The organism is Thermocrispum municipale DSM 44069 (assembly GCF_000427825.1).
Taxonomy (GTDB): Bacteria; Actinomycetota; Actinomycetes; order Mycobacteriales; family Pseudonocardiaceae; genus Thermocrispum; species Thermocrispum municipale.
On record NZ_KE386593.1, the window covers coordinates 254,034 to 266,095 of the forward strand.

The window sequence follows — 12,062 nt, forward strand, 5'->3', positions numbered from 1 at the left end:
CCGGATACCCTGATGGTGTGAGCAGCCGTTCCCGCGTACACCCGGACATCCGGATCGCGCGCGGCTGCCTGCTTGCCGCCACCTCAGCGGTGCTGTCCATCACTGCGCACGCCGTCGCGAACGGTGCGCTTCCACCGTTGTCGCTGGCCCTGGTGATCGCCGGACTCACCGGCTGGATCTCCACCGCGCTCGTCGGCCGGGCGCACGGAACCCGCAGCGGTGGGCTGGTCGGCATCCTGATCGCGTTGGCCGGCTCGCAGCTGCTCACCCACTTCACGTTGACGTGGCTCAGCCACCCGGCGGCGGCGACGTCCGAGGTGAGCACGTGGGGGATGGTGGCCACGCACGCGTGCGCCACCGTGGCGATGGCCGCGCTGATCACCAGCGCCGAACGCGGCCTGCTGGCCGTCATCGCCGGGCTGTGCCGCGTGTTGCCGGTCGTCCTCCTGGCCGGGCCGCCGCGAGCCGAGGTCGCCAGAACGCCGGTCGACCCGGTCGTCCCCGCGACCTACACCGAGGTCCTGCTGCGCCGAGTGCACACCAGGCGCGGACCACCGCATCGCTCCTGATCACACCACAGCCATGGGTGAACACCGCCCATGGTCATCCCGTTGCACGGCTAGATTCAGGAGCAATTCACGCATGTCCAAGACTCGTCAACTCACCCGCGCGGCCGCCGTCCTGGCCGCCACGGCGGCCCTCGGCCTCTCGTCGACCGCGGTCGCATCCGCCCACGTCACCGCCCAGGTCTACGGTGCCCAGCCGGAGCAGGGCGGGCACGCGGCCATCACACTGCGGGTGCCCAACGAAGAGGAGAAGGCGGGCACCGACAAGGTCACCGTGCACTTCGACGAGGAGTACGCGCTGGCCAACGCACGCACCAAGCCGGTGCCCGGGTGGACCGCCAAGATCACCAAGACCAAGCTGGACGAGCCCGTCACCACCGATGACGGCGCCGAGCTGACCGAAGTGGTCACGTCGATCACCTGGACCGCGGAGAAGGGCAGCGAGATCCCCGCGGGCGAGCAGTCCTACCAGGAGTTCTCGTTCTCCACCGGTCCGCTGCCCAAGGTCGACAGGCTGATCCTGCCCGCCGACCAGCACTACACCAACGGCACCACGGTCAGCTGGGCGGACGAGGACCCGGAGGCCGACAAGCCCGCGCCTGCGGTCGAGTTGGCGCCGCCGTCCGGAGACGGCCACCACGGCGGAGCAGCCGCCGCCTCGCACGACAACGGTGACGACAGTGCGAACGCCGCGGCCGACGAGGACGCCACCGACACCACGGCTCGTTGGCTCGGCGGCATCGGCCTGGCGCTGGGTGCGCTCGGCGCGGGTGCCGGGATCGGTGCGGTCCTGCGGAGCCGGAAGAAGGCCTCGTCATGAAACGCCTGATCGCTGTCGTCGTCACCGCGCTGTTGACCGCACTCGGCGTCGGCGCGGTGGCGCAGCCTGCGTGGGCGCACAACGTGCTGATCTCGTCCGACCCGGCCAAGGGCGCCAAGATCGCCGAGGCACCGAGCGAGATCACGCTGACGTTCAACGCCAACGTGCAGGCCGGGCCGGGCAACCAGATCGTGGTCAACGGCCCGGACGGCAAGCAGTACACCGACCCCGAGGGCGAGGTGACGGTCGACGGGCCCGAGGCGAGTGTCGCGCTGGAGGGGCTCGGTCCGGCCGGTGAGTACACCATTGGCTATCGGATCCTGTCCGCCGACGGTCACGTGGTGCAGAACAAGCTGACGTTCACGCTGACCAAGGACGACCCGGCCAACGCGGGACGCGAGCCCTCCGACGGTGGCTCGCAGTCCTCGGCCGACACCGCCGCGCAGGCCGAGGAGTCCGACGGCCTGCCGCTGTGGGTGTGGATCGGCGGCGCCGTCGTGCTGGTCGGCGTCGGTCTGGTGTTCGCGCTGCGCGTGGGCAAGGACCAGTCGTGACGGGGCGGCGAGGCTGACGATGGCGGAAGCGACCAGGACCCCGGCACCCGCGCGCTACCCGGCACTGATCACCGGCGTGACCGGTGCGGTGCTGGGCACGCTCATCGGCCTGTCGGTGGTCAGCCTGACTCCGATCCCCGGGCTGGCCGATCCGGGTCCGGTGGTCCTGGTCGCCATCCCGCTGGTGCGCACCCTGCTCAACATCGCCGCGGTGGCCACCATCGGGCTGTCCCTGTTGCCGGTGCTGCTCGGCTACGACCGTCCGGATCTCACCGAACCCGTGCTGCGCCCGGCGCGCCGGGCGGCGTTCGCGGCGGCACTCGTCTGGTCGGCCGGCGCGCTGGTGCTGCTCCTGCTGCAGACGGCCGAGTACCGCGGATCGGCCGAGACCATCGACATGGCCGACGTGTCGGACTACGTCACCACGGTCGGAGCGGGCAAAGCGCTGCTGATCGTCGCCGGGCTCGCGTTCCTGCACTGCGTCCTCGGCGTACTGGCCGTACGTCGCGGCGAACGCGTCCCGGCGGAGGCCCGCATCGGGCTTGCCTTGTTCGCGCTGCTGCCGCTGCCGATCACCGGTCATTCGTCGACGTGGGAGTACCACGACTACACGACCATTTCGATCGAGCTGCACGTCATGGCCGCGGCCGCGTGGGTGGGCGGACTCGCCACGCTCGCCGTGCTGTTGGCCGGCAACCGCGGGCTCTTGGCCACCGCCCTGCCGCGGTTCTCCAAGCTGGCGGGCGTCAGCCTGTTCGTGGTCGCGGGCACCGGGTTGTTCAACGCGATCGTCGAGCTGCTCGCCCAACCCGCGATGCCGTTCCTCGAGGCCGCGTTCGGCACGCCGTACGGCTGGCTGGTCATCGGCAAGATGGTGTGCCTTGCCGCGATCGCGGTGTTCGGCGCCCGCATGCGATGGCGGCTGCTGCCCGCGATCGCCGCCCACAAGAAGTCCGCTTTCGTCACCTGGGCGGCCGCCGAGGTCGCGGTGATGGGTGCGGCATTCGGTCTCGCGGTGGTTCTCGCCCGCTCCCCGGTGTCCTGAACGGGTGACTAGCCGGACCGAACTTTCACCTCGTCGAGCGACTTCGCGCGGCAAGCGGTGAACGGCGGAAATCCATCGGTGAATGAACCCGTTCGGAGTACTGCCCGGACAGCGGTCGTGCTACCGGTATCGCGTCCAGACCGTCTCCGATCTACCCGCGCGCAGGTCCGCCAGCCTTCTGCGCAGCTCGGGGCGCACCTGTGGGTTGCTCCGTAGCGTGGGCAGCACACTGGTGGTGAGCTTCAGTTCCCGAACCGCACGCAGCACTGGATAACCGGACCACTGCAAGACGTCGAAACCGTAGGCGTCCGCCAACGCCTGGTAGACCGAGGCCGGCTCGCCGAACCGTTGTCCGCCGACGGCCACCGGCACCAGATCCCAGATCCGCGGGCCGTACCCGGACGAATCGAAGTCGCACAGCACCGGCCCGTCCGGCCCGACGAGCACGTTGCCCAGGTGGGCATCTCCGTGCACGACGGCGGACCCGAGCGGGAACTCCAGCCGCTGCAACTCGTCCTGCACCCGACGGCATGCGGCCAGCAGGAACGCCCGGTCGTCCGGGTCCAGCTCCTCCGCGTCCTGCAGCCTGGCCTGCACGTCGGCCAGCGGCTCCCACGGCCCGATGTGCTCGGGCTTCGGCACCGCGTGCAGGCGTTTCAGCAGCTCGGCCAACTCTTCCGGGGTGGCGGTCCGGCCGGCAGGCTCCACCCAGCGCCACACGGTCGCGGTGAACACCGGGTTGTCGCCGTACACCGGCTGCGCAATCCCTGGATACAGCCGCACCGCGGGCACGTCGTGCTGCTCGAGGTGCCGGGCGAGCCGCACCACTTTGGCCGCCCGGTGCATCAACTTCCGCGACCCGACGATGCGCACGACGGCGGGGATCGACTTCAGGGCGTACACCGCGTTGTTGGTGAACCGCAGCAGCCGAGCACCCTCGTGGTCCACGCCGAGCCGCTTGCACACCACCTGCAGGGCGGCCTGCAGCTTGTCCGGTGTGAAACGCGGTTCCCGCAGCATCCCGCCCCTCTCGTTGGGGATGCCGAGCCCCTAAGCCGCGTAGAAGGCGTTGATGCGCTCGGCGAGTTCGCGTGCGTCCGGGTTGTTCACGCGCCGCTCCGCCTCGCGCTTCAGCGGCTTCATCCGGTCCTTGATCCGGGCGGACTTGATGCTCTCGGCACACTCCAGTGCGGACCGGCCGACCTTGGCGCCGTGGTCGATGTCGCCCTCCAACAGGTGGTTGGTGGCCAGCGCGCTCAAGTTGAACGCCTTGCTGCGCGCCATGTCATCGCCGTAGCCGTCGATCGCCCTGGTCAGCGCGGGAATCGCGTACTTGGTGTGCTCGGTCAGTCCCGGCTGCTGGGCGAGCACGGTGTGCACCGTGCCGATCATCGCGTGCACGTCGGTCTGGTTGAAGAACTGCGCCCACGCGGGGACCTCTTCACCTTCTGCCCTGGCGAAGGTGTCCCTGGTCATGCCGAGCAGCCGCAGCGCCTGCTCCTCGTTGCCCATCATCGCGTAGGCCCACGCCTCGTTCGCGGTGAGCACCGCCACCGACAGCTGCGAGCCGGATTCCTGCGCGGCGATCTGGCCGAGCTGGAACATCTTCAACGCGTCGTCGGGCGACTCGTAGTGCAGGTACACCCGGCCCATGCGGTAGAGGATGTTGGCCACCAGCGGGTGGCTTCCGCCCTCCTTGGCCAGCTCGAGCGCCTTGGCGAAGTGCCCGCGGGCGGAGTCCACCAGGCCGGTGTCGAACGACGTCCAGCCCGCCACGTTGTGCAGGTCCGCCAATGCCACGTACAGCCGCGATTTCACCTGCTCGGTGGCGCTCGAGTTGAGCATCTGCTGACCCCAGCCGAGCTGGGCGATCACCGCATCCCGGCAGAACCCGCCGCCGTACTGGTAGTCCAGCGCGCGAAGCGCTCTCGTCGCTGCTTCGACCTGCCGTACGTCGGCCATCCCGATACGGTTCGGGGCCGGAGTCACCGCCGGTCGGGGCGCAGTCCACGACCCGGAGTCCGCAGCGAACACCGTGGCACCCATGGTGACCTGTGCGGCGTGCGCGAGAAACCTCCGTCGTTTCACCGCCTCGTCCTCCTCAGCCTGCTGCTCGTCGGCCGCACCGACGACCGTGATCTGGGTGGCCTCGTCGTAGGCCAGCCCCATGTAGCCCCTGGGGATGCCCAGACCCTGGGCGATGCGCACGAGCACGTCGTAGGCCATGACCTGACGGCCCTTGAGGATTTCCGACACCTCGGACTGCGACTGACCGGTCGCTGCGGCGATCTGCCGTTGGGAAATGCCTTCCTTCCGCAGCAGCAGGTACACCTTGCTGATGTCGCGTGCCGCTAGCGCTTCCCGCATGTCCTTGGTCTCCCAGACCTTCTCGGAGACCAGGTGAGCGACCTTTTCCTCGCTGGCATCCATCGGCAGGCATCCTCATCCGTGGGACTGACAAGCAGCGTAAGCAGGTCCATTCGACCACGCGAACACCGCAATTTGAAGCCTGATCGGACGAGCTGAACTCGATCGACCGTTCATCGGCGCGGTGATACCGCCCAGCGCTGTCGCCCGCCCGGAACGCAATTTGCACCGCAGTCTTGAGTTCGGGCCCCAGTGAACGGCCGAACACCGTGAGCAACTGTCACGGGCCGGGACCGGGGCCGCAGAGCGAACCGAACCAGGCGGTAGCGACAGCGAGCGGAGTGACACCAGTGGAGTTGGTCGGCGGCACGACAACCCGGCGGATGAGCCCCGTTGGTCCCCGGCCCAGCCGGGTGCACCCCCTGCCCCGCACCACCAACCCGCGCCCCGCCGCGGCCCGCCGTCCGGTGCGCCCCGTCCCCAACGGCTCGCAGGTGGTCTCCAGCGACGTGGTGCGCGAAGTGGAGAACGGTCAGGTCGTGTGGCGCATCCGGTGCGGCGACATGATCGGCCGGGATCGCTGCGTGACGGTCTTCGTCGACGACGGCGAAGTCGTCGTCAGCGGGCCGCCGGGCGAGACGGCACGGATGACGGTCAGCCAGATCGGTCAGCTCACGGCGGTGCTGCACGAAGCTGCCAAACTCGCGGAAAGGTGACACAAGCAGTGGACGAGATCCTGGGGCAGGTTCTCCGCAACGCCGTCTGGGAGCGGCTGGACATGCTCTCCGATCTGGCCGAGCGCGCCGACGCCCCTTCCTTGCTGTCCGTCGCCCGCTCCGAACTGCCCCGGCTGGCCGAGGCGTGGCGGTCGATGCTGAAGCTGCACGAGCCGGACGACCGCGGCGACTGCCCGACCTGCTCGACGCGGTGGCACCGCAGCAAGGCGCCGTGCTCGGTGTGGCAAGCAGCCCACGAGCACCTGGTCGCGGGTGGGCTGGCCCCGCAGCAGCCGCCGCGCCAGCGGGGCCGTAAGGCGGAATCGCACTCCGCGGTGCACCCCCGCCGCCACGCATTGCGCAGCGGCGTCTCGACCGCAGGCCTGCGCTCCGGTTGACCAAGACCTCGCCGGCGGCGACACCCCCGCGGCGGACGAGCAGTGCGCACCTCCCGCGCGTGCTGCCCCGCTGATCGCCGCCGGCCTTCCCTCCCCTCCCCGCCCTCCCCGACTCCACGGGCCGGTGCCGTAATTCCTCTCCCCCGACCGGTACCGGCCCGTGGACCCGTGTTGTCCCCGATGGTGTGCCCGTCGACGGACCGACCGATACGTCGACGTCGCTGCTCTAGAGTTGTTCGCAGGCGGAAAACCCGAGATGGGGAGTGGAACCACGTGGTGGTAGGTGAGCAGCTCACATCGCTCCGACGGAAGCCGGTACAGCAGCGCAGCGCGCTCCGCGTGGCGCGCATGCTGGACGCGGCCGCCGAGCTGCTGGACGAAGTCGGCTACGAGCGCCTGACCACCACGGCCATCGCCAAACGCGCCGGCGTGGCGGTCGGCTCGCTGTACCAGTTCTTCCCGGACAAGCGGGCCGTGGTGCAGGCACTGACCCAGCGCAACCTGGAGCGGTTCATGTCGCTGGCCGCCGAGCGACTGGCCACGGTCGACCACCAGCACTGGTGGGCCGTGGTGGATGCGCTGCTGGACATCTACCTCCAGATGCACCACGAGACGCCGGGCTTCGCCCGTGTTCACTTCGGTGACGCCGTGGACCCACGCCTGCTGGACGGCAGCCGTACCAACAACGACGTGGTCGCCGAGGGCATGACCGAGCTGCTCATCGGCCGGGTCGACCTGCCGCCCGAGCAGCTGGTGACGCCGATCAAGGTGGCGGTCGAGATCGCCGACGCCCTGCTGAAGTTCGCCTTCCGCACGGACCCGAAGGGGGACCCGGTGGTCATCGACGAGACCAAGCACGTCATCAAGCTGTACCTGGAGAGCCGGTTCGGCCGCTGAGCGCCGGGATCCGGGGTTGACCCGAACCGGTCGGAGGCCACGGTGTTGCCCGGCGCGTTGACCTAGTTCGGCTCCGGGTCCGTCGCCAGCCGCGCGTGCCGCTCCACGTCGTAGCGGACGCCCTCGTACTCAAGCCGCGACCGCTCGATGCCTTCGGGTGCGTAGCCCGCCGCCACCGCGACTCGGCACGACGCGACGTTCTCCACTCGATGACCGAGCTCGAGCCGGAACAAGCCCAGCTCGTCGAACGCCCACCGGGACACCGCTCGCACGCTGCGCGCGGCCAATCCCTTCCCCCTTCCCCGCGGGAGCAGCCAGTACGCCACCCAGCCGGTGGAATGGCGCGGTTCGATGTGCGACACGGTCACCAGGCCGATCGCTTCGTCGTCCTCGTCGGTGATCGCCCACGCGTGCGCGGTGCCTTCGGCGCTGTCCGCGCCGCGGGCCTGGATCCACTCGCGGGCTTCGTCCAACGTGGCGACGGGTCGAACGAATTGCTCCTGCAGCGACGGTTCGTTCGCCGCGGCCAGCAGGGCCGGTGCGTCCTCGAGCCGCCATGCCCGGAGCCACTTCTCGGCAGGCTTACGCATACTGCCGACCCTTACCCACGAGAGACTGGACTTTCAACGCAAATTCCGCGCCACTGTCAGCCGAAGTTCACGCCCTCGCCGCGGTAGGTCGGCACGGTCTCCTCGAGCTTGTCGCCGACCACCACGTGGTAGCGGTCGAACCGCTCGGCGAGCTCACCGGCCTTGGCGTGCCGCAGCCACACCCGGTCCCCGATCGCCAGCTGCCGCGCTGCCCTCCCGACCACGGGTGTCTGCACCTCGCCTGCGCCTTCCAGCGCGGTGAGCTTGAGCCCCGAGGGCAGGTAAGGCGACGGTTGCCGCGACGGCCCGGTCGGTCCGGAGGCGATGTAGCCACCGGCGAACAGGGTGGCCGTGCTCGGTGCGGGCTTGCGTACCACGGGCAGCGCGAACAACACCGCGGGCCGGGGCCGGAAGCGGGAGTACGCGTCGAACAACGTCGGCCCGATGAGCCCGGACCCGGCGGTCACCTCGGTCACCGACGGGTCTTCGGTGGTGGTCTCCAAGCTGCCGGTGCCGCCGCCGTTGACGAACTCCAGGTCGGCGATCGCCCGGACCGCGCGGACCGCGGCCGTCCGGCGCTCGGTCAGCTCGGCCGCCGACCGGCGTTGAATCCACCGCATCACCGCGGATTTCACGGCGTTGCCGTCGTTGTCCCCGACGCCGGCGATCTGTCCCTCGTAACCCATCAGCCCGACCAGCCGGAAGCCGTCCCGTGCGACGACCGCGCGCGCCAGGGTCGCCGCTTCCCGCGGAGTGAACACCGGCGATCGCCGCGGTCCGATGTGCACGCGCGGCAGCGGGCGCCACGACACATCCAGCTCGATACACACGCGCAACGGCGGATGGCCCGGACCAAGAACCTTGTCGATGAGGTCGAGGTGATCCACCGAGTCGACCATCACCGTGATGACCGCGCACGCCTTGGCGTCGGCGGCCAGTTCACGCAGCGCGGCCGCGTCGACCGTCGGGTAAGCGACCAGGATGTCGTCGGAGACCTGGTTGCGGTACAGCCACAACGCCTCGGGCAGCGAGTAGGCCATCACGCCCGCCGTCGCGGGATGGGACAGCGCCCGGTCGAGCAGGTACCGGCAACGGATCGACTTGCTGGCGACCCGGATCGGCCGACCGTTCGCCCGAGCGGCCAGCATCTCCAGGTTGTCATCGAAGGCCTGCAGGTCGACGATGGCCAGCGGGGCTTCGAGGCCGGCCGTGGCGGTGTCGTAAGCCCTGCGCAGGGCACTCCGGTCGGATGCGTCGAATGCGGAGCGTCCTGGGCTGGTCGACGGGCTCACCATGGCGACGAGACTACCCGCAAAACCGGCGTACATGAAACTGTTTCGCGTATGATCCGGCTGTGCGCACCGACACCGAAGGCAGGCGGGCAAGCATGATGCAGTGGTCGAACTGGGCGGGGACCGCGGTGGCGGCACCCAAGGTCATCCATCGGCCGACCGACCTGGACGGCATCGTCGCCGCCGTCCGCGCGGCCGCCGATGCGGGACGCCGCATTCGCCCGCTGGGCAGCGGCCACTCGTTCACCCCGATCGCCGCGACCGACGAGCACGCGGTGGACCTCAGCGGCTACACCGGGGTCGTCGACGTGAACATGGCCGCTCGCCAGGTGACCGTCCGCGCGGGCACGACGTTGCGCGAGCTCAACCGCATCCTCGACGCGCTGGGCCTGGCCCTGGAGAACATGGGCGACATCGACAAGCAGACCATCTCCGGGGCCATCTCCACCGGCACCCACGGCACCGGCGCGACGTTCGGCGGCCTGGCCACCCAGGTCGCCGCGCTCGAACTCGTCACGGCCGACGGCTCGGTGGTGCGCTGCTCGCCGCACGAACGTCCGGACCTTTTCGCCGCCGCCCGCGTGGGACTCGGCGCGCTCGGCATCCTCAGCACGGTCACGATCAACTGCGTGCCGTCGTTCGTGCTGGCCGCGCAGGAGGCCCCGGACCGGCTGGACGCGGTGCTGGCGCGGTTCGACGACGAGGCCGAGGGCAACGACCACTTCGAGTTCTACTGGTTCCCGCACAGCGACAAGACGCTGATCAAGCGGAACAACCGGGTGCCTGCCGGAGAGCCGCCGCGGCCGTTGAGCAAGGCCAGGCAGTACGTGGAGTACGGGCTGATCGAGAACCAGCTGTTCGGCGCGGTGTGCCGCATGCTGCGCGCGGCACCGCGGCTGACCAAACCCACCCAACGGGTCATGACCAACGTGCTGTCCGAGCGCCGGTACAGCGACGTTTCCCATCGCGTCTTCGTGACCAGCCGCGACGTGCGGTTCGTCGAGTCGGAGTACGCCGTGCCGCGCGGCGAGGTGGTCAATGTCCTGCAGGAACTACGGGCAGCCGCGGCCAAGCTCTCGTACCCGGTGGCGTTCCCGATCGAGATCCGCGTCGCCGCGCCGGACGACATCTGGCTGTCCACCGGATACCAGCGCGCCAACGGCTACATCGCCGTGCACCAGTTCCAGGGCATGCGCTACGACGAGTACTTCGCCGCCTTCGAGTCGATCGTGAACAACGTCGGCGGCCGCCCGCATTGGGGCAAGATGCATACGCTGGGGGCCGAGACGCTGCGTGGCCGCTACCCGAAGTTCGACGAGTTCCTGGCGGTGCGCAAGACCGTCGACCCGGACGGCCTGTTCACCAACGACTATCTCGACCGCGTGCTCGGTCAGCCCTGAACCACGGCGGCGACGGCGTCGGCGATGGGCGTCTGGCCACCGACGGTCTCCAGCGTCCGCCCCGCGGTACGCGGCTCGTCCAGCAGCGCCAGCACCACCGCAGCGACGTCGGCACGCGGAATCTGCCCGTAGCTGACCGACTCGGCCAGCTGCACCACACCGGTCGGCTCGTCGTCGGTGAGCCTGCCCGGCCGCAGGATGGTCCAGTCCAGGTCACGCGCCCGCAGGTCGTCCTCGGCGGCTGCCTTGGCCTTCAGGTAGGCGGCGAACACCTCGCCGACCTTCTCCGGCTCGTTCTGCCGCTCCAGGCCCATGGCGCTGATCTGCACATGCCTGCGCACGCCCGCGCGTTCGCTCGCCTCGGCGAACAACACCGCCGCTGCGCGGTCCACGGTGTCCTTGCGCGCGGCTCCGCTTCCGGGCCCTGCGCCCGCGGCGAACACGGCGGCATCGGCACCGGTCAGCACCTCGGCGACGTCGTCCACCGAGGCCGACTCCAGGTCCAGGACCGCAGGCTCGGCGCCCGACAGATCGTCGGCGTGGTCGGGGTTGCGGATGATGCCCACCGCCTCGTCGCCGCGAGCGATGAGCAGGCCGGAGAGTTTGCGGGCGATCTTGCCGTGCCCGCCTGCAATGACTACGCGCACTACTCCACGCAAGCAGAGACGTCGGCCGTGGTCAACAACTGGTCGTAGGCGACCTCTTCGATCCACCGGCTGTTCGCGTCGTCGGCGGGGATGACCCGGCCCGCGTCGCCGGACAGGTCACGGCTCACGGCAGCTGCCTCGTCGACCGACAGCACCGCGATGCCGTACGCGCGGGCGCGCGGCAGGCAGTTGTTCACGTAGTCGTGCGTCATCATCGCGGCCGACGGCAGCACGACGGCGGCCGGGAAGTAGCGGGTGAAGGGCACCGCGTTGGCCAGCGCCGTCCGCCAGTGCCTGGCCACCGCCACCGCCCCGACGACGTCGACGGCGGCCGCGGGCGCGGTGTGCTCCAGCTCGGGCCAGGTCCAGGTCGCCACGGTGGCCTTGTCGGTGACCGGGCCCGCTCCGGTGGCGATCCGCTCGGCGTGCACGTCGGTACGCGGCCGGGCGACGAGATGCACGCGGCGGCCGAACAACGTGGTCTCCGGCAGCACCACACCGGTCCAGTCCAGCTGCCGGGCGGCGGCAGCGGCGAGCTCCACGCCCTCGGTCGGCAGCGGCCCAGGGGGAATGACCGGCGCCGGTCGGCGGCGCGTGCGCGCACCGACTGCTTGCGACGGGTCCGAACTGGTGCGTCCCTGGGGAACCTGCACGTGGCCACCTCTCTGTACGAACGTGCCCTCCCGGCGCGCCGACGCCGGCCCCGGGGTGCGTGTCACTCCCGGTGATGTTCGTGGGTGCCGCCGCGGAAAGCGGCCCATGACTTGGGT

Annotated in this window: 14 protein-coding genes; 8 read left to right on the plus strand and 6 right to left on the minus strand. The window is 70.1% G+C overall.

Annotated features, from left to right (window positions below; all coding sequences use genetic code 11):
• The first annotated feature begins 17 nt into the window (after positions 1–17).
• The 4 genes from YWM_RS24170 (at position 18) to YWM_RS0116610 (ending at position 2,985) form a co-directional block, all read left to right on the plus strand.
• The gene (locus YWM_RS24170; protein ID WP_084612475.1) at positions 18–569 is read left to right on the plus strand and encodes a hypothetical protein; all 552 of its coding nucleotides are present in this window, start codon (positions 18–20) and stop codon (positions 567–569) included.
• A 73-nt stretch (positions 570–642) separates the two neighbouring features.
• A complete protein-coding gene (locus YWM_RS0116600; RefSeq protein ID WP_028851642.1) occupies positions 643–1,386 on the plus strand; it encodes a YcnI family protein in 744 nt (247 codons plus the stop codon).
• Positions 1,383–1,940: a copper resistance CopC family protein gene (locus YWM_RS0116605; protein WP_028851643.1), complete on the plus strand. Its 558-nt coding sequence runs from the start codon at positions 1,383–1,385 to the stop codon at positions 1,938–1,940. The genes YWM_RS0116600 and YWM_RS0116605 overlap by 4 nt, the downstream gene beginning before the upstream one ends.
• Positions 1,941–1,953: 13 nt before the next feature.
• On the plus strand, positions 1,954–2,985 hold the full coding sequence (locus tag YWM_RS0116610; RefSeq protein ID WP_028851644.1) for a copper resistance D family protein: 1,032 nt from the start codon (positions 1,954–1,956) through the stop codon (positions 2,983–2,985).
• Positions 2,986–3,105: 120 nt separating this feature from the next.
• On the opposite strand, the gene YWM_RS0116615 is transcribed toward YWM_RS0116610, so the two are convergent.
• Complete coding sequence (locus tag YWM_RS0116615) at positions 3,106–4,005, minus strand: phosphotransferase enzyme family protein (protein WP_043661423.1); 900 nt, start codon at positions 4,003–4,005, stop codon at positions 3,106–3,108.
• A gap of 30 nt (positions 4,006–4,035) precedes the next feature.
• Complete coding sequence (locus tag YWM_RS0116620; protein ID WP_028851646.1) at positions 4,036–5,415, minus strand: helix-turn-helix transcriptional regulator; 1,380 nt, start codon at positions 5,413–5,415, stop codon at positions 4,036–4,038.
• 320 nt (positions 5,416–5,735) lie between these two features.
• Here YWM_RS0116620 and YWM_RS0116625 point away from each other — a divergent pair, with 320 nt between their 5' ends.
• The 3 genes from YWM_RS0116625 (at position 5,736) to YWM_RS0116635 (ending at position 7,363) form a co-directional block, all read left to right on the plus strand.
• A complete protein-coding gene (locus YWM_RS0116625; RefSeq protein WP_084612476.1) occupies positions 5,736–6,068 on the plus strand; it encodes a hypothetical protein in 333 nt (110 codons plus the stop codon).
• Positions 6,069–6,076: 8 nt separating this feature from the next.
• Entirely contained in the window at positions 6,077–6,466 is a 390-nt protein-coding gene (locus YWM_RS24175) for a hypothetical protein (RefSeq protein ID WP_043661426.1), read from the plus strand.
• 273 nt (positions 6,467–6,739) lie between these two features.
• Positions 6,740–7,363 (plus strand): TetR/AcrR family transcriptional regulator, encoded by a 624-nt coding sequence (locus tag YWM_RS0116635; RefSeq protein WP_028851648.1) that lies wholly within the window; start codon positions 6,740–6,742, stop codon positions 7,361–7,363.
• A 62-nt stretch (positions 7,364–7,425) separates the two neighbouring features.
• On the opposite strand, the gene YWM_RS0116640 is transcribed toward YWM_RS0116635, so the two are convergent.
• Positions 7,426–7,953 (minus strand): GNAT family N-acetyltransferase, encoded by a 528-nt coding sequence (locus YWM_RS0116640; protein WP_028851649.1) that lies wholly within the window; start codon positions 7,951–7,953, stop codon positions 7,426–7,428.
• Positions 7,954–8,009: 56 nt separating this feature from the next.
• On the minus strand, positions 8,010–9,248 hold the full coding sequence (locus tag YWM_RS0116645) for an amino acid deaminase/aldolase (protein ID WP_084612478.1): 1,239 nt from the start codon (positions 9,246–9,248) through the stop codon (positions 8,010–8,012).
• 92 nt (positions 9,249–9,340) lie between these two features.
• On the opposite strand from YWM_RS0116645, the gene YWM_RS0116650 reads away from it, so the two are divergent.
• On the plus strand, positions 9,341–10,645 hold the full coding sequence (locus YWM_RS0116650; protein WP_028851651.1) for a D-arabinono-1,4-lactone oxidase: 1,305 nt from the start codon (positions 9,341–9,343) through the stop codon (positions 10,643–10,645).
• Here the strand turns inward: YWM_RS0116650 and YWM_RS0116655 are convergent.
• A complete protein-coding gene (locus tag YWM_RS0116655) occupies positions 10,636–11,292 on the minus strand; it encodes an NAD(P)H-binding protein (protein WP_028851652.1) in 657 nt (218 codons plus the stop codon). The two genes, YWM_RS0116650 and YWM_RS0116655, sit on opposite strands and share 10 nt — an antisense overlap.
• Complete coding sequence (locus YWM_RS24180) at positions 11,292–11,945, minus strand: hypothetical protein (RefSeq protein WP_052345018.1); 654 nt, start codon at positions 11,943–11,945, stop codon at positions 11,292–11,294. Before YWM_RS24180 ends, YWM_RS0116655 begins: the two co-directional genes overlap by 1 nt.
• Between the last annotated feature and the right edge of the window lie 117 nt (positions 11,946–12,062).

Coding starts and splice junctions, on each gene's coding strand:
- YWM_RS0116600 (WP_028851642.1), top strand. CDS start 643: ATGTCCAAGACTCGTCAACTCACCCGCGCGGCCGCCGTCCTGGCCGCC.
- YWM_RS0116605 (WP_028851643.1), top strand. CDS start 1,383: ATGAAACGCCTGATCGCTGTCGTCGTCACCGCGCTGTTGACCGCACTC.
- YWM_RS0116615 (WP_043661423.1), bottom strand. CDS start 4,005: ATGCTGCGGGAACCGCGTTTCACACCGGACAAGCTGCAGGCCGCCCTG.
- YWM_RS0116620 (WP_028851646.1), bottom strand. CDS start 5,415: ATGGATGCCAGCGAGGAAAAGGTCGCTCACCTGGTCTCCGAGAAGGTC.
- YWM_RS0116625 (WP_084612476.1), top strand. CDS start 5,736: ATGAGCCCCGTTGGTCCCCGGCCCAGCCGGGTGCACCCCCTGCCCCGC.
- YWM_RS0116640 (WP_028851649.1), bottom strand. CDS start 7,953: ATGCGTAAGCCTGCCGAGAAGTGGCTCCGGGCATGGCGGCTCGAGGAC.
- YWM_RS0116645 (WP_084612478.1), bottom strand. CDS start 9,248: ATGGTGAGCCCGTCGACCAGCCCAGGACGCTCCGCATTCGACGCATCC.
- YWM_RS0116650 (WP_028851651.1), top strand. CDS start 9,341: ATGATGCAGTGGTCGAACTGGGCGGGGACCGCGGTGGCGGCACCCAAG.